This is a genomic window from Tepidibacter mesophilus (assembly GCF_002724055.1).
GTDB classification, from domain to species: Bacteria; Bacillota; Clostridia; order Peptostreptococcales; family Peptostreptococcaceae; genus Tepidibacter_A; species Tepidibacter_A mesophilus.
The window spans coordinates 319,003-342,588 of sequence record NZ_BDQY01000001.1 but is presented as its reverse complement, the minus strand read 5'-3'; the positions used below and the strand labels follow the sequence as shown (position 1 = coordinate 342,588).

General features: G+C 30.3%; 27 protein-coding genes. 25 read left to right on the top strand and 2 right to left on the bottom strand.

What is annotated here, in order from left to right; genetic code table 11:
- Positions 1–205 precede the first annotated feature (205 nt).
- The 3 genes from Tmeso_RS01670 (at position 206) to rd (Tmeso_RS01660) (ending at position 1,567) form a co-directional block, all read left to right on the top strand.
- The gene (locus Tmeso_RS01670) at positions 206–1,006 is read left to right on the top strand and encodes a hypothetical protein (protein WP_099187607.1); all 801 of its coding nucleotides are present in this window, start codon (positions 206–208) and stop codon (positions 1,004–1,006) included.
- Between the two features lie 152 nt (positions 1,007–1,158).
- Positions 1,159–1,320: a rubredoxin gene (gene rd, locus Tmeso_RS01665; protein ID WP_099187605.1), complete on the top strand. Its 162-nt coding sequence runs from the start codon at positions 1,159–1,161 to the stop codon at positions 1,318–1,320.
- A gap of 85 nt (positions 1,321–1,405) precedes the next feature.
- The gene (gene rd / locus Tmeso_RS01660) at positions 1,406–1,567 is read left to right on the top strand and encodes a rubredoxin (protein WP_099187603.1); all 162 of its coding nucleotides are present in this window, start codon (positions 1,406–1,408) and stop codon (positions 1,565–1,567) included.
- Positions 1,568–1,611: 44 nt separating this feature from the next.
- Here the strand turns inward: rd (Tmeso_RS01660) and Tmeso_RS01655 are convergent, their stop codons facing one another.
- On the bottom strand, positions 1,612–1,824 hold the full coding sequence (locus tag Tmeso_RS01655; RefSeq protein WP_099187601.1) for a hypothetical protein: 213 nt from the start codon (positions 1,822–1,824) through the stop codon (positions 1,612–1,614).
- A gap of 215 nt (positions 1,825–2,039) precedes the next feature.
- Between Tmeso_RS01655 and Tmeso_RS01650 the strand changes: the two genes are divergently transcribed.
- The 6 genes from Tmeso_RS01650 (at position 2,040) to Tmeso_RS01625 (ending at position 8,141) form a co-directional block, all read left to right on the top strand.
- Positions 2,040–3,800, top strand: coding sequence for a 5'-nucleotidase C-terminal domain-containing protein (locus tag Tmeso_RS01650; protein ID WP_242967815.1), 1,761 nt, complete (start codon positions 2,040–2,042; stop codon positions 3,798–3,800).
- 200 nt (positions 3,801–4,000) lie between these two features.
- Positions 4,001–4,435: an NfeD family protein gene (locus Tmeso_RS01645; protein WP_099187597.1), complete on the top strand. Its 435-nt coding sequence runs from the start codon at positions 4,001–4,003 to the stop codon at positions 4,433–4,435.
- 33 nt (positions 4,436–4,468) lie between these two features.
- Complete coding sequence (locus Tmeso_RS01640) at positions 4,469–5,959, top strand: flotillin family protein (RefSeq protein ID WP_099187595.1); 1,491 nt, start codon at positions 4,469–4,471, stop codon at positions 5,957–5,959.
- A 136-nt stretch (positions 5,960–6,095) separates the two neighbouring features.
- Positions 6,096–6,467 (top strand): VOC family protein, encoded by a 372-nt coding sequence (locus tag Tmeso_RS01635; protein ID WP_099187593.1) that lies wholly within the window; start codon positions 6,096–6,098, stop codon positions 6,465–6,467.
- A 187-nt stretch (positions 6,468–6,654) separates the two neighbouring features.
- The gene (locus Tmeso_RS01630; RefSeq protein ID WP_099187591.1) at positions 6,655–7,179 is read left to right on the top strand and encodes a DUF2284 domain-containing protein; all 525 of its coding nucleotides are present in this window, start codon (positions 6,655–6,657) and stop codon (positions 7,177–7,179) included.
- Between the two features lie 86 nt (positions 7,180–7,265).
- Positions 7,266–8,141 (top strand): C40 family peptidase, encoded by an 876-nt coding sequence (locus tag Tmeso_RS01625; RefSeq protein WP_099187589.1) that lies wholly within the window; start codon positions 7,266–7,268, stop codon positions 8,139–8,141.
- A gap of 143 nt (positions 8,142–8,284) precedes the next feature.
- On the opposite strand, the gene Tmeso_RS01620 is transcribed toward Tmeso_RS01625, so the two are convergent.
- Entirely contained in the window at positions 8,285–8,866 is a 582-nt protein-coding gene (locus Tmeso_RS01620; RefSeq protein ID WP_099187587.1) for a lytic transglycosylase domain-containing protein, read from the bottom strand.
- A gap of 84 nt (positions 8,867–8,950) precedes the next feature.
- Here Tmeso_RS01620 and Tmeso_RS01615 point away from each other — a divergent pair, with 84 nt between their 5' ends.
- The 16 genes from Tmeso_RS01615 to minE all read left to right on the top strand — a co-directional run bounded on the left by Tmeso_RS01615 (position 8,951) and on the right by minE (position 23,480).
- Positions 8,951–9,733: an SPOR domain-containing protein gene (locus Tmeso_RS01615; protein WP_099187585.1), complete on the top strand. Its 783-nt coding sequence runs from the start codon at positions 8,951–8,953 to the stop codon at positions 9,731–9,733.
- A 209-nt stretch (positions 9,734–9,942) separates the two neighbouring features.
- On the top strand, positions 9,943–11,268 hold the full coding sequence (gene rsxC, locus Tmeso_RS01610; RefSeq protein ID WP_099187583.1) for an electron transport complex subunit RsxC: 1,326 nt from the start codon (positions 9,943–9,945) through the stop codon (positions 11,266–11,268).
- A gap of 15 nt (positions 11,269–11,283) precedes the next feature.
- Complete coding sequence (locus tag Tmeso_RS01605) at positions 11,284–12,228, top strand: RnfABCDGE type electron transport complex subunit D (RefSeq protein WP_099187581.1); 945 nt, start codon at positions 11,284–11,286, stop codon at positions 12,226–12,228.
- A complete protein-coding gene (locus Tmeso_RS01600) occupies positions 12,228–12,785 on the top strand; it encodes an RnfABCDGE type electron transport complex subunit G (protein WP_099187579.1) in 558 nt (185 codons plus the stop codon). Before Tmeso_RS01605 ends, Tmeso_RS01600 begins: the two co-directional genes overlap by 1 nt.
- Positions 12,786–12,800: 15 nt before the next feature.
- Positions 12,801–13,397 carry an electron transport complex subunit RsxE gene (gene rsxE, locus Tmeso_RS01595; protein WP_099187577.1) on the top strand — a complete coding sequence of 199 codons (597 nt, stop codon included), beginning with the start codon at positions 12,801–12,803 and terminating at the stop codon, positions 13,395–13,397.
- A gap of 12 nt (positions 13,398–13,409) precedes the next feature.
- Entirely contained in the window at positions 13,410–13,982 is a 573-nt protein-coding gene (gene rsxA / locus Tmeso_RS01590; RefSeq protein WP_099187575.1) for an electron transport complex subunit RsxA, read from the top strand.
- Positions 13,983–13,998: 16 nt separating this feature from the next.
- The gene (gene rnfB / locus Tmeso_RS01585; RefSeq protein WP_099187573.1) at positions 13,999–14,973 is read left to right on the top strand and encodes an RnfABCDGE type electron transport complex subunit B; all 975 of its coding nucleotides are present in this window, start codon (positions 13,999–14,001) and stop codon (positions 14,971–14,973) included.
- A gap of 102 nt (positions 14,974–15,075) precedes the next feature.
- Positions 15,076–15,654, top strand: coding sequence for a Maf family protein (locus Tmeso_RS01580; RefSeq protein WP_099187571.1), 579 nt, complete (start codon positions 15,076–15,078; stop codon positions 15,652–15,654).
- Between the two features lie 16 nt (positions 15,655–15,670).
- Positions 15,671–16,369 carry a RadC family protein gene (radC, locus tag Tmeso_RS01575; RefSeq protein ID WP_099187569.1) on the top strand — a complete coding sequence of 233 codons (699 nt, stop codon included), beginning with the start codon at positions 15,671–15,673 and terminating at the stop codon, positions 16,367–16,369.
- Between the two features lie 15 nt (positions 16,370–16,384).
- Entirely contained in the window at positions 16,385–17,458 is a 1,074-nt protein-coding gene (locus Tmeso_RS01570; RefSeq protein ID WP_099187567.1) for a rod shape-determining protein, read from the top strand.
- A 14-nt stretch (positions 17,459–17,472) separates the two neighbouring features.
- Entirely contained in the window at positions 17,473–18,342 is an 870-nt protein-coding gene (gene mreC, locus Tmeso_RS01565; RefSeq protein WP_099187565.1) for a rod shape-determining protein MreC, read from the top strand.
- Positions 18,343–18,355: 13 nt separating this feature from the next.
- Positions 18,356–18,844, top strand: coding sequence for a rod shape-determining protein MreD (gene mreD, locus Tmeso_RS01560; protein ID WP_099187563.1), 489 nt, complete (start codon positions 18,356–18,358; stop codon positions 18,842–18,844).
- A 10-nt stretch (positions 18,845–18,854) separates the two neighbouring features.
- Positions 18,855–21,650, top strand: coding sequence for a penicillin-binding transpeptidase domain-containing protein (locus Tmeso_RS01555; RefSeq protein ID WP_099187561.1), 2,796 nt, complete (start codon positions 18,855–18,857; stop codon positions 21,648–21,650).
- A gap of 63 nt (positions 21,651–21,713) precedes the next feature.
- Entirely contained in the window at positions 21,714–22,358 is a 645-nt protein-coding gene (minC, locus tag Tmeso_RS01550; protein ID WP_099187559.1) for a septum site-determining protein MinC, read from the top strand.
- Positions 22,359–22,385: 27 nt separating this feature from the next.
- Positions 22,386–23,183 (top strand): septum site-determining protein MinD, encoded by a 798-nt coding sequence (minD, locus tag Tmeso_RS01545; protein ID WP_099187557.1) that lies wholly within the window; start codon positions 22,386–22,388, stop codon positions 23,181–23,183.
- 12 nt (positions 23,184–23,195) lie between these two features.
- Positions 23,196–23,480 (top strand): cell division topological specificity factor MinE, encoded by a 285-nt coding sequence (minE, locus tag Tmeso_RS01540; RefSeq protein ID WP_099187555.1) that lies wholly within the window; start codon positions 23,196–23,198, stop codon positions 23,478–23,480.
- The last annotated feature ends 106 nt before the right edge of the window (positions 23,481–23,586 follow it).

Here is a 23,586-nt window from a genome sequence, read left to right as displayed (position 1 = left end):
AGGTCTTAATTTTTTGCATATAAGAAGACTCACCATAATAGATATATATCATAGGATATTAGTGTATCCGGAAGCTAAAAGTTCTAATACCCCACCTTTTTAAGTATGGAGGTAAGAACTTAAAAGCTTATGGATTAGTTCAGCTACAAATTCAGTTGGAGTAAAAACTTCATCTGAATTAAGTTTCACTTTATGGGGGGATATTGTGGTATATAAGAAATGTAGGAAAAAAAGAAGGATAAAAATCGAGACTTCTATAAAAGACTTAATTTCTATACATAATATACTGCACGGTAAAATGAATGAATTAAAAAAAATTATAGATTGTGATAATATAAATGAAATTTTACAGAATAAGAATGAGTTTAATGAAATAGATATTGAAAGTATGTTGACAAATAGTAACGGAAATATAAATTCAATTAAGTGCATGGATTTCAAAAAGGGAAAATGTAAATCTTGCATAGATGAATCCATTAAAAAAAATCATTATTTAAATGAAAATATTCAAAAGTATATAAATAAATACAATCAATATATAAATACATTTAAAGATATATTTTATTTAAAAAATGAATACAATATAGACGATTTGTTTATTAGGTTTGGATTTGATAAAAACTATGATTTAGTATGTTTAGTTTGCGACAAAATGAGGTATTATAATAATGAAAAAGGAAATATATATATTGTTTATGGAAATCTACACAAGACTAAGAGTGAGTATAAAAGTTCTTTGAAAATGGAATTTAAGTATAAAGATGATTATATATACATAGATAGAATAAATGCATCTACCGATAAATTAAGATGTGGTCATGCTACATTTGCACTTTCTAATTTAGGTTCATTGATAAAAAACATGAAATTTCCTAGAAGTGTAAACTACATAAAAGGCTATGTAAACGAGAATAAAAAGTATATAAAGCGAAAAGATTTAATCAAATTCTATAAGAACAATGGATTTTTTGTATATAAAGATTTAGCTTTTGAAAAAAATATATAAAATTTGTCTAGTTGCTCAAAATACTTGCAAATGTAGATTTTTAATTAAAGTTATCTACAAATTGAAAATATATGTTTAATACTAATTTTGTAGGGTATATAATAAATACAAATAAGAAATTAATAAATATAAAATAAATGGAGGAATAGAAAATGAAAAAATATGTATGTGTAGTATGTGGTTATGTGTATGACCCAACAGAAGGAGATCCAGATAACGGAGTATCAGCGGGAACTAAGTGGGAAGATGTACCAGAAGATTGGTTATGTCCGCTATGTGCAGTAGGTAAAGATCAATTTGAAGAAGAAGCTTAAAAATATGTTTTAAATTAAAGACAAAGGGTAAATAATAAATATAAATAAGAAATTAATAAATATAAAATAAATGGAGGAATAGAAAATGAAAAAATATGTATGTGTAGTATGTGGTTATGTATATGATCCAACAGAAGGAGATCCAGATAACGGAGTAGCAGCGGGAACTAAGTGGGAAGATGTACCAGAAGATTGGTTATGTCCGTTATGTGCAGTAGGTAAAGATCAATTTGAAGAAGAAGCTTAGAAAACTATAATGAAAGCCATGGACCTTGATGTCCATGGCTTTCATTATAGTTTTCTATATTGGACTCTATTATCAGTTTCTTTGTTAACTACTACATTTTCATATTTACCATTTTCAACTTCTGATTTGAATCTCCTACCATCTATTCCATGATCCTCTGTTGGTAAATTATCACTTACAACGTCTTTATACTCAAATGGATGGTTTGATGGAACTTTATTTAACTTATTTAAATCTATATGACTTTTATTTAACATATTAAAACCTCCTTAATAAAATATAATATTAGTATTTACATATTATAAAAAAACTATGTTTATTCAAAATAAAAAATTCGCTACAGTTTATTTCATTAGTAAGAATGGAATAAAATTGGAATAAATTATACAAATATTGAAAAAAAAGATTATATTTAGTATAATAATAGAACGATAGTGTTTAAATAAAAGAATGGGGGATGGTTTAGTTGAAGATGAGAAAACGTTTTACAGCCTTTATAGTTTCGTTTTTAATGGTTTTAACTATGTTTGGACAAGTTCCAGTAGCTAAAGCTGCCGAAGAGGTAAATATAGACATTTTACAAATTAATGATTTTCATGGTGCACTTAATGAAGATGGAAAAAATGTAGGTGCAGCAAAACTAGCAAATGAGTTAAAAAAAGCGAAACAAAATAATCCAAATACGATAATATTATCAGCAGGAGACAATTATAATGGTTCACCAGAATCAAATCTCTTGTATGGAGAGCCTGTTGCTAAATTTATGAAAGAAGCTGGAATAATGTATTCAGCAGTTGGTAACCATGAATTTGATTGGGGAATGGATAAGATAAGTAAGTGGGAAGAAACTTCAGGAATACCATTCTTAGCAGCTAATATTTACGACAAAAAAACTAATAAGCCAGTTGAATGGGCTGATCCTTATAAAATAGTTGAATTAGATGGAATAAAAGTAGGCATTATAGGTCTTACAACTCAAGAAACAGCTTATAAAACTAACCCTGCGAATGTTGCTGATATAGAATTTAAAAATCCATCAGAAGTTGCAAGAGAAATGGTACCAAAGATTAAAGCAGAAGGAGCAGATATAGTTGTTCTTTTATCACATATAGGAGCCTTCCAAGATTCAAAAACAAAAGAAATAAAAATGGAAGTTCCAGAACTTACTGATGTAGAAGATGTTGATGGAATTATACTAGGACATTCTCACCAAAGAGTTTCAGGATTAGTAAATAATATACCTGTAGTTCAAGGATACAAGCAGGGTAGAGCTTTAGGAAAAATATCATTTGTAGTAGATAAAGATACAAAAAAAATAGTTAAAAAAGAAGCATCAATAGATTTATTATACTCAAGACCAGATACTTTATCAGAAGATGTGACTGTAAAAGAAATGATAGCTAAAGATAGAGAGAAAGTAGCACCTATATTAGATGAAGTTATAGGTAAAACAGTTAATGAATTAGACCATGATCGTAATGATTTTACAACTAGTACTTTAGGACAATGGACTACAGATGTTATGAAAAAATTAGACAATGCAGATATTGCAATGACTAATGGTGGTGGACTTAGAGTTAATGTTCCAGCTGGAGATATAACTGTTGGAAAAATGTATGAAGTAATGCCATTTGATAATGTACTAGCATCTTTTGAAATGACAGGAGCTCAAATAAAGGAAGCTTTTGAAAATGGAATCGAAAATCAAGAAATAGGATCAATTCAGTTCTCAGGAGTTACAGTTGAGTATATAAAAGGAGCTGAAAAAGGAAGTAAAGTAGTAAAGATGACTTTAGACAATGGACAAGAAGTTGATTTAAATAAGACATACAAAGTTGTAACTAATGACTTTATGGCAGCTGGTGGAGATGGATTTACATCATTCAAACAAGCTAAAGCATTAGGTGAAACTATAGCTATAAGAGATGCTTTAATTGATGAAATTAAAAACGTTAAGGTTATAGACTACAAAAAACAAGATAGATTAATAGCGAAAGAAGTTAAAGCACCGGTTAAGCCAGAAATTAAACAAGAAGTTAAAGCAGAAGTTAAACCAGAAATTAAACCAGAGATTAAACCACAAACTGGAACTTATATAGTTATAAAGGGAGATGCTCTTTATAAAATCGGAAAGAAATACAATGTTGACTGGAAAGCAATAGCTGAACTTAATTCATTAAAAAATGCAAATTTAATATATCCTGGGCAAAGGCTATCTATTCCAGTTAAATAAAAAAGGAAAAAAGAGGACTAAAGTTCTCTTTTTTCTTTTTTTATAGTCAATCTATATACATTAAAGGTAAAATATGTTAATATTTATAATGGAAATATTGCTTTAAAGGGGTGATATTTATTTTAAAAATATATTACTTTCTATTTTGGGTTGGAGTTTTATATAGTTTAGCAAGTTTCATACTAGGCAGCATAATGGACATGGATTTTGATACAGATATAGATTTTGGTTATTTTAATATAATGCCTATTAAACCAGCTGTTATAGCCATATTTATAACTGTATTTGGTGGAATTGGAATTATACAAACGAAATCTAGTCAACAATCATTATATGCACTATTTATTTCTTTCGTTGCAGCATTTATAACTTCTTATTTGATAGATAAATATATATTCAGTTTTTTGAAAAAAGCAGAAAATACATCTAGTGAATCTCAAAAAAAACTAATAGGGCAATATGCTAAAGTTATATCTACTATTGTGCAAGATGGATTTGGGCAGATAAAATACAGTATGAATGGCAATACATATAATTCACCAGCAAAGCATATAGAAGGAAAAAGAGTTGAGTTTAATAGCAAAGTTGTAATAGTTTTAATAGAAAAAGATGTATTTTATGTAGATACTATTTAGAAAAACTAATTAAAAATTAAGGGGGAGTATTAAATGGACTTAGGAACATTGATTTATCCAATTATTATAGTTCTAGTTATACTTGTTATTGTTGGAGGATTTTTATCTATGTGGAAGAAAGTTCCTCAAGATAAGGCTAGAGTTGTAACTGGACTTAAAAAGAGAGTTATATCTGGTGGAGGAGGTATTGTAATTCCTCTTCTTGAAAGAACTGATATTATTTCCTTGGAAAACATGAAGATTGAGCTTAGAACAGATGGAGCACTTACTGAAGAAGGAGTGGAACTTACTGTAGATGGAGTTACTGTTGTTAAGGTTAAATCTGATGAAGAATCTATATATTCTGCTATGGAACAGTTTAATACTGGTAAAGAAGCTGACACGATAGACAGAATAAAAGAAACATCAAAAGATGTTCTTGAAGGGAAATTACGTGAGATTATTTCTACAATGACAGTAGAAGAAATATATAAGAATAGAGAAAAATTTGCATCTCAAGTTCAAGAAGTAGCTGCAGTTGACCTTGCTCAAATGGGTCTTGAAATAAAGGCATTCACAATAAGAGATATATCTGATGAAAATGGATATTTAAAAGCTTTAGGTAAAAAGAGAATATCTGAAGTTAAAAGAGATGCTGAAATCGCTGAAGCTAAAGCTAAATCAGAAACTGAAATCAAAAAATCAGAGGCTCAAAGGGATTCTAAGATTCAAACGGCAATAGCTTATAAAGAAGGAGAAAGAGCAAGACTTGAATCTGAAACAGAGATAGCTGAATTCAATAAAAACAAAGAATTAAAGGTTCAAGTGTATAGACAAGAACAACAATCACAAACTGCACAGGCTGACCTAGCTTATGAAATTGAGCAAAATAAGGTTAAAAAAGAGGTCGTAGAAACCGAAATGCAGGTTAAACTTTTAGAACAAGATAGACAAATTGAAATAGCTGAAAAAGAAGCAGTAAAAGTAGAAAAAGAGCTTGATGCAAAGGTTAAAAAACAAGCAGATGCAAATAAATATGAAGCAGAAAAACGTGCAGATGCTGAGAAGTATAAACAAATACAAGATGCTCAAGCAAGAGCTGAGTCTATAAAGCTTGAAGGTCAGGCAAGGGCTGAAGCTAGAAGACTTGAAGGTTTAGCCGATGTTGACATTATAAAGGAAAGAGGTAAAGCAGAAGCAGAAGCTATGCAAGCTAAAGCAGAAGCATTCAAGCAATACAATGAAGCGGCTATTACTCAAATGTTAGTTGAAAAATTGCCTGAAATAGCAAAATCAATAGCAGAACCTCTAACTAAAACTGAAAAAATAGTTATAATAGACAATGGAAATACTGAAGGTAAAGGTGGTGCATCAAAAGTTACGGGATATGTAACTGATATAATGAGCCAGCTTCCAGATGCAGTAGAGGCTTTAACTGGTGTTAATATAATGGATGTTGTGAAAAATAAATTTATGCCTAAAGATATAAATCAAATAGAAGCATCAGATGTTGCCACGATTAATGAAATGGATGAAAATAAATAAATAAAAGTAGCTATCTCAAAATAGAAAATATTTTCTAAAATGAGGTAGCTATTTTTTAAAACTAAATTTGACATGAATTGGGATTTTATTTATGATACTATTATGTTGATAAATTAATAAATGGAGGATAATTAAAATGAAATTTAAATTTAATCACAATAACTTTAATGTATTAAATCTTGAAAAAAGTATAAAATTTTATGAAGAAGCTTTAGGTCTTGTAGAAACTAGAAGAAAAGTAGCTAGTGATGAAAGTTTTATACTAGTATTTTTAGGGGATGGAGAGAACAATCATAAACTTGAGCTCACTTGGCTTAAAGACAGGAAAGAGAAGTATAATTTAGGAGAAAATGAATTTCATCTAGCGTTTGAAACTGATGATTTTGAAAAAGCATATCAGCATCATAAAAATATGGGATGCATATGCTATGAAAATAAAGAAATGGGAATATATTTTATTGCAGATCCAGATAATTACTGGATAGAGATAATTCCTCCTAAAAAGTAGTACTAAAGAATTAGATAATATCTAATTCTTTTTGGCTTTATAGAAAATTATAATATTTTTAAATTATGGATGACATTGCTGAAAATATGAACCATAAGATAACATTAAGAGAATTTTTGTATTTTAAAAATTATATATATAATGTATAATTTAAATTGTAATGTTTTGAGTTTTAAAGGAGGTATGTATGAAAGATATTGTAGAATTTTCAAACACTCACAATATAAAAGCATACGATATAAAATCTAAAGATATTATAGTTGAGGAAAGGGTCTACTTGAAATGTGCTTATGGATGTGAGGATTTTGGGAAAAGGCTTAACTGTCCACCTAATTGTATTAGTATAGATAAATTTAAAAAAATATTGAGTGAATATGATAGTGCTCTTATACTTTTGCAAGAGTATAAAACTTCTTCAAAAGAAAATATGATAGATGTATGGGGATATGCAAGGCGAGAATCTTTTAGAAAAATGATTGAAATAGAAAAGTTTGCCTTTAATAATGGATACACTTTTGCACATCTTTTAAGACCTGGATCGTGTAATGAATGTGAAAGTTGTAAAGAAAAATGTTCTAAACCAAGCCTTAGAAGATTCTCCCCTGAAGCTGTAGGGATTAATATAAATAAAACTATAGGAAAATTAGACATAGTAATAGATTATTCGGATTATAGTATAATTAATTTAATTGGAATATTATTAGTAGAATGAAAAAAATATTTAAAAAAATAGAGGATATTTCAAAATGATGTCGAATACAGTAAAAAGATAGCATTATATAACTAAGGAGGAATAGCATGACAAATATGAGAAAAATAGTAGCACCTGTATTAGCTATGATTATATCACTAACTTTTAATATATCTACACCATCAGCTAATATGTATGAAGAAGCTCAAATAAATGCTGATAATTTGAATGTAAGAACCCAAAATAATGTAAATTCTAATATTTTAACTAAGGTGAATTCAGGTCAAAAGTACTTAATTCTTGAAGAACAAAAAGGATGGTATAAAATTAAATTAAACTCTTCTCAAGAAGGATGGATTAGTTCTCAATACTCAACTAAAAAACAAGCTATAGGAGTTATAAAAGGAAATAATGTAAATGTAAGAAGTTCAAATACAACTTTAAGTGAATCTATAGCTAATTTAAATATTGGAAATGAAGTTACGATATTAAATAAAAATGAAGATTGGTATAAGGTTAAGATAAATGATAATCAAATAGGATATATATATCATTCTCTAATAGAAATAAAAAAGGATAATATGACTGTAACAAGAGGGTCTAGTGATAAATTAACTAAATTATATGAAGTTGCTCATAGTAAGCTAGGAAGTAAATATGTATGGGCGGCTAGTGGTCCTGATACTTTTGATTGCTCAGGATTTACTATGTATGTCTATAAAGCTGGAGCAGGAATTAATCTTCCTCATAGTTCCCAAGCACAGAGTAGTGTAGGAACTGCGGTTTCTAAAGATCAACTAAAATTAGGAGATTTGGTATTCTTTGATACTAGTAGAAATTCTAGTATAGGTCATGTTGGGATGTATATAGGAAAGGGAAATTTCATACATGCATCTTCCGCTAAATCGAATGTTATGATATCTAGCTTAAGTGAAGGATATTATCAAAATACATATGTTACGGCAAGAAGAATAATAAACTAAGATTCGTCTAATACTACGCATTGACTCATATCGCCAACTAGTTCTATGGGCTTCGTTGCTCAGAAATAGTTGCAAATTTAGATTTTCAATCAATGCTATATACCGATTCAAAATTACATAATTTATTCATATAAAAAAGTGGTCTATAGACCACTTTTTTTAGTTTCATTTTTTAGTTTATTATATGTTTCCATAACCTTATTAACATAACCTTGTGTTTCTTTAAATGGTGGGATACCATTATATTTATCTACATTTCCTGGTCCGGCGTTGTAAGAAGCTACAGCTAAAGGAACATTATCATATTTATCTAAAAGAGAATCAAGGTACTTTGTACCACCTAGCACATTTTCTTTTACATTGTATGGATTTTGTACGTTTAAGGACTTAGCTGTTGCGGGCATTAATTGCATAAGTCCCATGGCTCCTTTGCTTGAAGTAGCATTTGGATTAAAATTTGATTCAGCCTGTATAACAGATTTTATTAAACTTTCATCAATATTATATTTTAAAGAAGCTTCCCTTATTGCATTATCAATAGAAGAAGATGAATTGATACTCGCAGATAGGTCTTTATTAGTATATTGTTGAGTGATATTTTCAGATTTTTCGTTTAGTATTTCTTTGAAATTATTCATATTTTTATTAGGCATTATATTTACAGGTACTCTGCTTTGTATTTCAGTGAGTTTATCTAAATAAATTTTATTTATTAAATTATTCATACATACTACTCCTTATTTAGTAATATTTTATACAACTATATTATATAAATAATATATAGAATAGTAAATAGGGAGGAATAACTAATGAATAAAAGATATAGAAAACAAAGAAAATCTTTACTTATATTTTTTTTAATAATACCACTCATAGCATCATGGGCTACATCAAAGTATGTATTTAGTAAACTATCTGATAAAAAAACTATAAATGCTGTAAAGATAGAAGTGAAAGATGAAATCAAAAAGCAAATAAATGGGTTTTGGATATATTCTATACAAGTAGCATCTGTAAATGATTATAAGGAAGCGCAAAGTATAGTAAATAATCTTGAAAGTACAGATATTCCTAATTATGTGCATGAAAAAGAGGGTTCTTATAAAATATATATATACACATCTTTAAAAGAATCTAATGCAAGAAGATATTTGGAAAATATTAAATCTAGTTATTCGGATGCATTCATATCTAAAATCCAAATAGGCTCTATGGATTTAGAATATACAAAAAAATATGAATATATGAATGATGTATGTAAGGATTTAGAACTTATGATTGAAAATATAAAGCAAGAGTCTAAATTTTGGAACGAATACAAATTGGGGACATCGAATTATGATGATTATATAAATCTTATTAATAATAAAAGTAAATTAGTAGATTCATTAACAAAGAATTTGAAAAAATTCAAAGGAAAAGAAACAGAAAATTTTGAAAAACAAATGTCGAAATTTTGCGAATACAATAGAAAAAATGTAGAATCTGTAAACCTAAATCTGAAAAATGGGAATTTAAAATCCTGTGAAAATCTTTTCTTATCGAGCTTATTCCAGTATAATGAATTTATAAATAAAATTAAAAATATATAGATTAGTTTAAAAGTAGGTAGTTAATTGCCTACTTTTATTTTGCAAAGTAACTCAAAATACTGCATTTAAATTATGTTAAAAAAAAGATTTATAGGACTTTATAAAAAAAATATAGTATACTATATGTTGAAATGTTTTTCAGAGAATATAAATACTTATACTTGGTAAATTCAAGTTAATTTATAATTTATTGTAAGGAGGTAATATAAATGAAGCTCTTAAGTTTTAGAGGTGGGGTTCATCCGCCACATAGAAAGAAAAGTACTGAAAATATAAAAGTAGAAAGAGCTAACGATCCTGCTATATTGTATATACCTCTTCAACAACATATAGGTGCACCATGTAAGGCTATTGTTAATGTTGGAGATACGGTTAAAGTAGGGCAAAAAATAGGAGAAGCACAAGGTTTTGTTTCTGCGCCTGTACATTCTTCTGTTTCTGGTAAGGTAAAGGCAATTAAGGAATGTCCAGTGCCAGGAGGAATGGGATTATGCGTAGTGGTTGAAAACGATTTCGCAAATGAAATTCATGAAAGTGTCGTTCCTAAAGGAAGTATAGACTCTCTAACAGGAGAGGAAATATTAGAAATAATAAAGGAAGCAGGTATAGTTGGTATGGGTGGAGCTACGTTCCCAACTCATGTAAAACTATCACCACCAAAAGACAAAAAAATAGATACGGTTATATTAAATGGAGCTGAGTGTGAGCCTTATCTTACAGCAGACCATAGACTTATGCTTGAAAATCCAGAATCTGTAGTTTATGGACTTAAAGCTATTATGAAAGTTTTAAATGTTCAAAAAGGATATATAGGAATAGAGGATAATAAGCCTGATGCAATAGAGGCTATGATAAAGGCTGCTGAAAAAGAAAGTAATATAGAAGTTGTAGGACTTAGAACTAAATATCCTCAAGGAGCAGAAAAACAACTTATATATGCTTGTACAAATAGAGAAGTACCATCTGGTGGATTACCTATGGAGGCTGGAGTTGTAGTAAATAACGTTGCAACAGCAGCTCAAGTATACGAGACTATAAAAACTGGTATGCCACTTGTGGAAAGAATAACTACTATAACAGGTAGTGCTATAAAAAATCCTACTAATCTACTTATTAAGATAGGAACTACATTTGAGGAAATAATAAATCAATGCGGTGGATTTAAAGAAGAGCCAGGTAAAGTTATAATGGGAGGACCTATGATGGGACTTACTCAATATACACTGGAGGTACCTGTTACTAAAGGTGGATCTGGTATATTATGTCTTAATAGAGAAGAAGCTACTTTACCAAACCCAAGCAATTGTATAAGATGTGGTAAATGTGTAGACATATGTCCTGCATTTTTACAGCCACTTTTTATAAGTGCTCATTCATTAAAATATAATTTTGATAGAGCTGAAGATTATAAAGCGCTCGACTGTATAGAGTGTGGATCATGTTCATTTATATGCCCATCAAAGAGACCTCTTCTTCAGTCAATAAGAGTTGCAAAGAGAGAAATAATAGCACAAAAAAGAAAACAAAGTAAGTAAAAAGGAGGTAAAAGAATGGATAGTAAGCTTATAATATCTTCTTCTCCTCATTTAAGATCAAAAGAAGATACTTCTAGTATAATGAGGGATGTAGTAATAGCATTAATTCCAGCAACTATAGCTGCTGTTTATTATTTTGGAATGGGAGCATTAGGGGTAATTATATCTGCATTAATAGGTGCAGTTGCATCAGAAGCAATATGTCAAAAATTTATGAGAAAACCAATAACTATAAACGATTGGTCGGCAGTAGTTACAGGATTATTAGTAGCATTTAATATACCTGCAAGTGCTCCTTTATGGCTACCGTTTGTAGGATCTGTATTTGCAATTGTAATAGTAAAGCAATTATTTGGAGGAATAGGACATAACTTTATGAACCCTGCTCTTGCAGCTCGTGCTATGTTACTTGCTTCTTGGCCGGTTGAAATGACAAGTTGGGTAACTCCAGGACCAGATGCTGTATCGACAGCTACTCCTCTTGCAATAATTAAAGGTGCAGAGGCAATAGATATGGCAAAACCAAGTGTATTTGATCTTTTGGTAGGTAATATAGGAGGTTGTATTGGAGAAACATCTGCAATTCTTTTAATATTAGGTGGAGTATACCTTTTATATAGAGGTGTAATTACTTATGTAATACCTACTTATTATATAGTAACAGTATTTGTGTTAACATTCTTATTTGGTGGATTCGATATAGCTAATTCGATTTATCACTTATTTGCAGGTGGATTAATGATAGGTGCATTCTTTATGGCAACAGATTATTCATCATCGCCTATGACTCAAAAAGGTCAAATAATATATGCAATTGGATGTGGAGCTTTAACTACTATAATAAGACTATGGGGAGGATATCCAGAAGGGGTTTCTTACTCAATATTATTAATGAATGTAGCAGCACCACTTATAGATAAATATGTAAACCCTAAAGTGTTTGGGGAGGTGGCTAAGTAATGAAAGAGATATTAAAACTTGGGGTAATTCTCTTAATAATAACATCTATATCAGCTGTTATTTTAGGATTTACTAATGACGTTACATTACCTGCAATACAAGAACAAAATGAAAAGGCCAATATTGAGTCTCGTAAAACTGTTTTATCAGATGCTAAAGAATTTAAACCTGTTGAAGAAGAAGTAGAATCAGCTATGGTTAAAGAGATATATCAAGGATTAGACGGATCTGAAGTAGTAGGATATACTATAAAAACAGCTCCTAAAGGATATGCAGGAGAAGTTGAAGTTATGGTAGGTATAGGTGCAGATGGGACTATCCAAGGCATTTCTATAGGAAATCATGCAGAGACTCCAGGACTAGGAGCAAAGGCTGCTGATGAACCATTTAAAAGTCAATATAATGGAAAAAGTGTAGATAAAAACATTGAGGTTATTAAAACTCCAGGACCAAAAGAAAATGAAATTGTTGCAATAGCTGGAGCAACAATAACTTCAAAAGCAGTAACTGATGGTGTTAATGAAGCGATAAGAATATACAATGAAGCTTTAAAATAGGTTGGAGGTGAAACAATGAAATTAGGTAAATTATTAAAAAATGGTATTATAAAAGAAAACCCTGTATTTGTACAAGTTTTAGGTATGTGTCCAACTCTTGGAGTTACAACTTCTGCCGAAAATGGATTAGCTATGGGACTAGCAACGGCTGCAGTTTTGATATGTGCAAACTTAGTTATATCTCTTGTTAGAAAACTGATACCTTCTAAGATAAGAATACCTGCATTCATAGTAGTAATAGCTACATTTGTTACTCTAGTAGGAATGCTTTTAAAGGCTTATGCTCCAGCATTGGACAAAAAGCTTGGATTATTTATACCTCTTATAGTTGTTAACTGCTTAATATTAGCAAGAGCAGAGAGTTTTGCATCTAAAAATGGACCGATAGCATCTATAGTAGATGGACTTGGAATGGGACTTGGATTCACTGCTTCTTTAACTTTACTTGGTCTTGTTAGAGAGATATTTGGAAACGGAACTATATTTGGACATTTAGTGTTAGGTAGTGCATATAAGCCAGCACTTATAATGATATTACCTCCAGGTGCATTTTTAGCATTAGGTTTACTTCTTGCAACAATTAATAAAATTGCTAATAAAAAAGCTAGTTAGGAGGGGAATTGGATGGAAATATTTTTAATATTAGTAAGTTCTATATTAGTAAATAACTTTGTGTTATCTAGATTCTTAGGTATATGTCCATTCCTTGGAGTTTCTAAAAAAGTTGAAACTGCAGTAGGTATGGGTATGGCGGTTACTTTTGTTATGACTTTAGCATCTATAATAACTTATTTTGTTCAATATTATGTGCTTGAGCCACTTGGAATACAGTTTTTACAAACGATTGCGTTTATACTTGTAATAGCATCTCTTGTTCAGTTTGTTGAGATGGTAATTCAAAAGATGAGTCCTACGCTTTATCAAGCGTTAGGAGTATTCTTACCACTTATAACTACAAACTGTGCGGTTCTAGGGGTTGCTATAATAAACATAGACAGTAATTACAATTTAATTCAAACAATAGTAAATGGTATGGGAGCTGCTATTGGATTTACACTTGCAATAGTTTTATTTGCAGGAATTAGAGAAAGACTTGAGATTGCAGACGTACCAGAAAGTTTTAAAGGATTTCCGATTGCTTTAATTACAGCGAGTCTTATGGCAATAGCATTCTTAGGATTTTCAGGATTAGTTTAAGTAGGAGGTGAAAAGTATGTCTTTAATATTAAATTCAGTAATAAGTCTTGGTGCTATGGGACTTTTATTCGGTTCGGGTCTTGCGTATGCTTCTAAGAAGTTTGCAGTAGAGGTTGATTCAAGAGTAGAAGCTATAAATGAAGCTTTACCAGGAGCTAACTGTGGAGGATGTGGTTATCCTGGTTGTGGAGGATTAGCAAATGCAATAGTTGCAGGAGAAGCTCCAGTAAATGCATGTCCAGTAGGAGGATCAGATACTACAGCTAAAATAGCAGAAATCATGGGCCAAGTTGCTCAAGATGGAGAAAAAACAGTAGCAAAGGTTATATGTAAAGGAACGTGTAACAATGCTAAGGAGAAAAGTGAATACTATGGAATAAATGACTGTAGAGCAGCAGCCTTAGTATCTGGTGGATCTAAATCTTGTCAATATGGATGTCTAGGTCTTGGAACTTGTGTTAATGTATGTCAATTTGGAGCTATTATAATAGAAGATGGAATAGCTAGCATAGACAAAGATAAGTGTGTATCTTGTGGTAAATGTTTAGAAGTTTGTCCAAAGTCTGTAATAGATTGGGTTCCTTATTCTCAAGAAGTAGTTGTTGAGTGTAATAGTAAAGAATTCGGAAAAGATGTAAAATCTAAGTGTGCAGTTGGGTGTATAGGATGTGGAATATGTGCTAAGGCATGCCCATTCGAAGCTATAACTATGGAAGGCAAGTTAGCTAAAATAGATTATACAAAGTGTACACAATGTATGGTTTGTACACAAAAATGTCCAACTAAAGCTATATCAGGAGAACTAAGTAAGAGAAAGAAAGCTTCAATAGAGGAAGAAAAATGTGTTGGATGTACTATATGTATGAAGAAGTGTCCTGTTGAAGCAATTGAAGGAGAGCTTAAGAAAAAACACGTTATTATAGAAGAAAAGTGCATAGGATGTAGCGAATGCGCTAAAAAATGTCCTAAAGGTGCTATAAAAATGAAATAAAAAGGTAAAAATATAAGGTGTGGTATTTACCACACCTTATTGTTTTTTTTTGACTGAAATGATAAACTGTTTAAGGACAATGTATTATGTAGAGGTGATTTTATGAATATTGTATTAGCATCAGCTTCGCCTAGAAGGAAGGAATTACTTTCTAATTTGAAATTGGATTTTGAGATTATAAAAAGTGATATAGAAGAGTTCGTAAATGATAAGGATACACCAGAATCTGTAGCTATGAGTTTATCATTTCAAAAGGCAATTGATATTGCAAATAAAACATCTGAGAACAGTATAGTAATTGCAGCAGATACGATAGTTGTTCTTGATGAGAAAATATTAGGAAAGCCAATGAACGAACAAGATGCTTTTAATACATTAGCCCAGTTATCGGGTAAATACCATAAAGTTATTACAGGTATTTGTGTATTGAGACTTTCAGACAATAAAAAAATTGTAGATTATGAAGTAACAAAAGTAAAGATGAGGGAATTTAGTGATGCTCAAATAAAAAGATACATAAAAACAAAAGAACCTATGGATAAAGCGGGTTCGTACGGTATACAAGGGTATGGTTCTTTATTAGTAGAAAAAATAAATGGAGATTATTTCAATGTAGTAGGACTTCCGGTTTCAAAGTTGGGACAAATTTTATATAGACATTTTGATGTAAATATTATATAAATTAGGAGGAAGGTATATGGGTCATATAAATAAAATATCAATAAAAGATATGGCTAAGAATCAAAGACCCAGAGAAAAAATAATATTAAATGGAGTAAATAGCTTATCAGATACAGAACTTTTGGCTATTTTGATTAGAACAGGAAACAAAAATATGTCGTCTATAGAGCTTGCAAATTGTATAATAAATATGGATAAGTCTTTAGGGTTAAGAAAATTAGCTGATACTAATATAGAAGAACTTAAAGAAATAAAAGGAGTAGGTACGGCAAAAGCTTGTCAAATAATGGCTGCAATAGAGATAGGCAGAAGAATTGCTAGATATATTCCTGATAAAAAACCAAAAATAACAAGTCCAGATGATATAGTAAGCATGTATATGGAAGATATTAGATACCTAAAAAAAGAAGTGTTTAAAGTAATTCTATTAAACACAAAGAATGAGATTATATGTGATGTTGAAGTTTCAGTAGGAACTTTGAATTCATCATTAGTACATCCAAGAGAAGTCTTTATTGAAGCTATAAAAAGGAGTACGAATAAAATTATTCTTATGCACAATCACCCTTCTGGTAATCCTGAGCCTAGTAGAGAAGATAAAAACATAACTAAAAGGCTAATTGAGTGTGGTAAAATATTAGGTATAGATATAATAGATCATATAATAGTTGGAGATGGAGCGTATTTTAGCTTCAAAGAAAAAGCTTTAATCTAGAGAGGAGAAATCAAAATGAAAAAGAATAAAACTGCAAAAAAAACTAAGCAAAAAACGAGTTTTTTTAATACAAGATCAAATGATATGGGGATAGATTTAGGAACAGCAAATACATTAGTTTACGTAAGAGGAAATGGAATTGTAGTAAGAGAACCATCTGTTGTTGCTATAAGAGATGATAACAAAGAAGTTTTAGCTGTTGGAGAAGATGCTAAGAAAATGATAGGAAGAACTCCTGGAAATATAATAGCCATAAGACCTATGAAAGATGGAGTTATTGCTGATTTTGATGTTACACAAAGTATGCTTAGATACTTTATAAAAAAGGCGTATCCTAAGAAATCACTGTTTAGCAGTCCAAGAATTGCAGTATGCGTTCCTTATGGAGTTACAGAAGTAGAGAAAAGAGCAATAGAAGAAGCTGCTCGTCAAGCTGGGGCTAAAGATGCTTACTTAATAGAAGAGCCTATGGCTGCAGCTATTGGAGCTGGTCTTAAAGTAGAAGAACCAGATGGAAATATGGTAGTTGATATAGGTGGAGGTACTAGTGAAATAGCCGTTATATCATTAGGTGGCATAGTTACAGCAAAGTCAATTAGAATTGGTGGAGATGAATTTGATGAATCAATAGTAAACTATGTTAAAAAAGAGTACAACCTTATGATTGGAGAAAGAACTGCAGAAGACGTGAAAATGAAGATAGGATCTGCTTTTAAAGATGAATCGGAAGAAGAGAGTATGGATATAAGAGGAAGAGATTTAGTATCTGGACTTCCTAAAACTATGAATATAACATCTAATGAGGTAAGAGAAGCGTTAAAAGAGCCTATAACTAGTATATTAGAGGGAATAAAAGCTACACTTGAAAGAACGCCACCAGAGCTTGCATCTGATATTATGGAAAATGGTATAATGCTTACAGGAGGAGGAGCTCTTTTAAAAGGACTTGATAAATTAGTTAGAGAAGAAACAGGAATGCCAGTTCATATAGCTGAAGATCCACTTGATTGTGTTGCAAAAGGAACTGGTAAATCTGTTGAGGATAAAGAAATCTTTGATAAAATTCTTATGTATGGAAGAAAAGAATAAAAGATGGTGATCGTGTGAGAAGGAAAAAGAAAAATACAAACAAGCTAAATAAAGAAGTGATAGTGATTAGTTTAATTACTATCACTCTACTTGTAATTATAGGAATATCAATAGAAGGAGGGTACAATAATTATCTTCCAAGTGCTGTACTTGATGTTATTACCCCAGCACAAAGGGGGTTAAACAAGGTTTTTAGTGTAACAAGTGAAAATATTGTAGGTATAATCAATTACAAAAAGAATTTGAATAAGATAGAACAGATTTCAAAAGAAAATGAGGATTTAAAAAAGAAGATAATAGATATAGACTTGAGTAAAGATGAATTAAGTGAACTTCAAAATCTTAAAAAATCTTTAAATTATATACCAGAAGGGTATGATCAAAACTACATTAGTGCATCTGTTATAAGTAAAAATGATGGGAACTGGTATGATTCATTTACAATATCTGCTGGTAAAAAAGATGGTGTGGTTGAAGATAGTATAGTGATATCTGGAACAGGTCTTGTTGGGAAAGTATATGAAGTATCGGATAATTATTGTAAAGCAATTTCACTTTTAAATAATAAATCTGCCGTTAGTTTTGAAGTTTTAAGAAAAGGAGAATATACCGGTGTTATAAGTCAAAATATATCTATAGATTCAAGTGAAAATTTTGAAGGATACCTTAAAGGTTATTTATTTGATATTAAATACGAAGTGGTTCCTGGCGATATACTTATAACTTCTGGAATAGGTATATATCCTAAAGGGATACCTTTAGGAGAGGTTGAAAAGGTTATAGAGGATAAAAATAATTTGTTGAAATATGTAAAAGTAAAACCCTATGTAGACTTTAAACACATAGATAAAGTATTAATAACAAGACCTAGAATAGTAGAATAAAGAGGTAATAATTATGAAAAATATAATATTAATTTTAATAGGAATATTCATAATAATTATAGAAAATAGTATTGTGAATTATATAGATATATTTAATATGAGTTTAAATATATGTATTGTATATGTAAGTATTATTTCTTTATTTGTTAAAAGAAATGAAGGAGCTTTAATTGGTTTGATACTGGGTCTTTTAAAGGATATATTAATTGGTAAAATTATAGGTGTAAATGCTCTTATATTCTTCGTTATAGGATATTTGTATGGAATATTGCAAGACAAAATATTCAAAGATAGCGTTACAACTATATTGATATTAGCATTTTTTTCTTCTGTATTTGAGTTTTTTATAAATTTTCTTTTATTAAAAAGCTTATTTGCAAATGAAAAGATACTATTTTCTTTTATTAAAGGAGTTATTTTTATACCTGTTTTAAATACGGTATTTGCTCTAGTTATATATAAAGTTTTAATAGACTTTGTAAAAAAAATAGATAATATTTAGTGGTGATTATATGATAAATAAAAAAATTAAAGATAGATATGATGTTTTAAAGTTTTCTTTTGTTGTCATATTTTCTATTGTTATATTAAAACTAGGATATATGACAACTATAAAGGGTGACTACTATTTTGATCAGGCTCAAAATAAGGTATATAAAAAAATACTAGTAGAAAGTCCTAGGGGAGAAATAAGAGATAGGTATGGAAGATTGCTAGCTGGAAATAGAGCATCTTTTACTGTTCAACTCCTGAAGAATGAAATAGAAAAAGCAAACGGAAATGAAATTGCTCAAAAGGTTATAAAAATATTAGAAAATAACGGAGAAAAGTACATAGACGAATTTCCTATAATAAAGGAAAACGGCAAGTTTATATACACTTATGATAAAAACATCGAAGAATGGAAATTGAAAAATGAAATTCCTTTGAAATATAATGCAAAAGAAAGTTTTTACTTTATAGTAGATAAATTGGTAAATGAAGGAAGTATCATAGTGGATAATGATGCTACCGGATATGACTTGCAAAAACTATTAAATGAACATGGGTATTATCCTCCTATATATGTTTCGAAATGGGAATTTGCGGAAAATGTAAAAAAAAGTCAATGGCTATATAGGTACAGAATAAAAGAAGAAACTATAGGCGCAGAGGATGCTTTTAATAAGTTAAAAGAATATTTCGATATTGCGGATAATTTAAATGATAGTGAAGCTAGAAAAATACTTTTATTTAGAGATCTGCTTAAGTCTCAGGGGTATTTGCAGTATCAACCTATAAAGCTTGCTATTGATGTAAAAAAAGAGACTGTTGCTGAAATAGAAGAACTTGCAATAGAGCTTCCAGGCGTTAGTATAGAAACAGAGCCTATTAGATATTATCCAAATGAAAATCTAGCATCTCATATACTTGGACAAATAGGTAAGATATCGCAACAAAGAGAAATTGATACTTATACTGCAGATAAAGGTTATAGTGTAAGTGATATGATAGGAAAAACTGGTATTGAAAAGACGTTTGAAGATAAGCTTCATGGAGAAAAAGGATATAAAAAGGTTATAGTTGATTCAGCTGGAAGACTTATAGAAAAGATTAATATACAGTCTCCTAAAGCTGGAGATACTGTTTATTTAACAATAGACAAAGATTTACAAAAAGTAGCAGAAGATTCTCTTGAAAAAGCATTAAAAACAATACAGGTAGGAGGAACATTTGAAAGTCCTTGGGGAAATTATAGATTAAATGATGGTAGAAAAATATATAGAAAAGCTACTTCGGGCGCCGTTGTTGCACTTGATGTTAAAACTGGAGAAATTTTAGCTATGGCTAGTTATCCAGACTATGATCCTAATTTATTTGCAACTGGGATAACAATTGAGGATATGGATAAACTTCTTCCTGAGAATAAAAATAATCCACTTGAGGCAAAGCCACTTTATAATATAGCTACAATGACATCAGTTCAACCTGGTTCTGTATTTAAGATGATAACTGGACTTGCAGCTATAGAGAATGGATTAGATCCAAACTATCAAATATATGATAAAGGAAGTATAATGCTTGGAAACAAGTCATTTGGATGCTGGATATGGAATGAAAGTAGAGGAAGTCATGGAGCTACAAATCTATACAAAGCAATAGAGCAGTCCTGTAACTATTATATGTACAGTGTAAGTGTTGGATATGATTATGCGAAAGGGAAGCCTCTTCCTGTTAAAATGAATGTAGATGAAATACTTAGATATGCAAGATTATTTGGTCTTGATGAGAAAAGTGGGGTTGAAATAGAAGAAATTCCTGGTAAGGTTCCAAACCCAGAATCTAAGTTTGATACTACTAAAAAGTCTCTTAAATATGCTCTTGATAGAAAACTTAAAACTTATTTTGACGATATAACTAGTTCAAATAAAGAAGAGTATGAAAAAAGAATAGATGAAATAGTTAGCTGGATGGGGGAGAATCCAAGTAGAAATACTATGTTAGAGAGATTAGAAGAGTTGCATATAAAAGAAGATAAAATAGGTGAAGTTACCGACATGGTTAAGTATAGTTACTTTAATCAATCTAAGTGGACTACAGGAGATACATTCAATATATCAATAGGCCAAGGTGCAAATGCATATACACCACTTCAAATGGCAAATTATATATCTGGGCTTGTTAATGGGGGCTATAAAAATGAAGTTACTGTAGTTGATAAAACAGAGTCGTATGATAAAATGAATATAGATAAGAGTGATGTTAAAAGAAAAAAAATACCTTTAAACGAGACTTCAAATTTAGAAGAAATTAAAAAAGGTATGTTAAGAGTTACTCAGCAGGGAACGGCGAAAAAAGTATTTGGAAACTTCCCTATTAAAGTTGGAGCCAAAACGGGTACTGCACAAAAAAGTGGTAGAATTCCAACTGCTGATGAAGTTGAATATTTAGTTTCTCATATGTCAAGTTTTGGAGTTAGTACTGAAGAGGCTTTAAATCTTGCCGATAAATATGAAAAGGCAGATGATAGCAAGTATAGCAAAGACTATTATATAAGAAAAGCTTTGTACAAGCTAAACCCACGTCTTACTTATGATGAAATAAATAGATTTAAGGATACTTATGATAACTTTGCTTGGTTTGTGTCATTTGCACCTTATGATGATCCTGAGATAGCAGTTGTATCCCTTCTATTCCAAGGTGGACATGGGGGCTATGCATCTCCTATAGCTAGGGACATAATGGTTGAGTATTTCGGTCTCACAAAGAATGAGGATGATTATGAAGTTAAAGAAAAATTAAGTATTCAGGAAGAATTAAAAAGATAAAAAGAAGGATTTATATAGTTTTTGAAGAATAATAAAAATATATAATCTTTTGGAGGAAATTATATGGCTTTAGGAGAAATAATAGAATTTAAAGGAAATAAAAAAAATTCAAAAAAAGATAATGTAGAATTTAAAGGAAATAAAAAAGGTTTAGTTATAAATATAAAAAATTGTAATGATTTTGAAAAAGTAAAACAAGAAATAATACAGAAGATTGAATGTGCTGGAAGATTTTTCATAGGAGCTAAAATAGATTCTATTAATAGTGATACAATTACAGATCTCCAACGAATAGAGCTTAAAGAAATTATAAGTAGCAAATTTAAAATAGAATTTGTCGAAGAAGAACCTGTATTTGATGGAATATATGAAGGTAAAACTAAATTTGTTAGAACTACTTTAAGATCTGGAATGAAGATTGAATTTAAAGGAAATGTAGTTATTATAGGAGATGTAAATCCAGGAGCTCAAATAGTAGCTTATGGTAATGTTGTTATAATGGGATGCTTAAGAGGGGTTGTTCATGCAGGAGCAAATGGAAATAAAGATGCAATCGTTGTTGCATACGATTTAAATCCTATGCAGCTTAGAATTGAAAATTTGATATCTATAGCTCCTGATGAAGAGTTCCAAAAACCTAATTACCCTGAAATAGCATTTATAAAGGATAATTGCATAGTAATAGAGCCATATTTAAATAAAAGATAGTTAATATGCACGAATGGGGGTAGTATTGTGAGTGAAGTTATTGTAATTACATCAGGTAAAGGTGGAGTTGGAAAGACTACAACTACTGCTAATTTAGGAACAGCTCTGAGCCTTGCTGGTAAAAAAACTGTAGTGGTTGATGCAGATATTGGTCTTAGAAATTTAGACGTTGTAATGGGTCTTGAAAATAGAATAGTTTATGATATTGTTGATGTAGTTGAAGGTACTTGCAGATTAAAGCAAGCACTTATAAAAGATAAGAGATTTGAAAATTTATATCTTTTACCTGCTGCTCAAACTAGAGATAAAAATGCTATAACGCCAGATCAGATGAAAAAGTTATGTGATTCATTAAGAGAATCGTTTGATTATTCATTAATTGATTGTCCTGCTGGAATTGAACAAGGATTTAAAAATGCAATAGCAGGAGCAAATAGGGCAGTAGTAGTTACAACTCCTGAAGTTTCCGCTGTTAGAGATGCAGATAGAATAATAGGACTTTTAGAGGCTAATGAAATACATGATCCAGAATTAATAATAAACAGAATCAGACTTGAGATGGTTAAGCGTGGAGATATGATGAATATGGAAGATATAATAGATATATTAGCTATAGATTTATTAGGAGTAATTCCTGATGATGAAAGTGTTATAATATCTACTAATAAGGGGGAACCTGCGGTTACAGATTCTAAATCATTAGCAGGTCAAGCCTATAGGAATGTTTGTCAAAGAATAATGGGTCATCAAGTTCCGTTTTTAAATATGGAGACACAAGATTCCTTCATGGATAAATTGAAAAAAATATTTGGTATTGCTAGATAGGGGGGGGAAGCTTTGTTAGATTTATTTAAGATATTTGGAAATGAATCTAAAACCAGTAAGAATGTAGCCAAAGAAAGGCTTAAATTAGTGTTGGTTCATGATAGAGTAGATTGTTCTTCTAAATTTCTAGATATGATAAAAGGAGATATTATAAATATTATATCTGAATATGTAGAGATTGATGAAAGTGGCTTAGAGGTTAGAGTTGCAAAGTCTAGAAATTCAGATGATGATGCTCCTATGTCTGCACTTATTGCAAACATACCTATAAAAAAAGTAAGAGAAGGAAAAAGATAAAAATATTATTGGGGAATCCTATAGGATTTCCCAATAATATTTTTAGGAGTCAGTGAGTAGCGACTACATGAATTTTTGTAAGTAGGTGATGATACATTGAAGATAG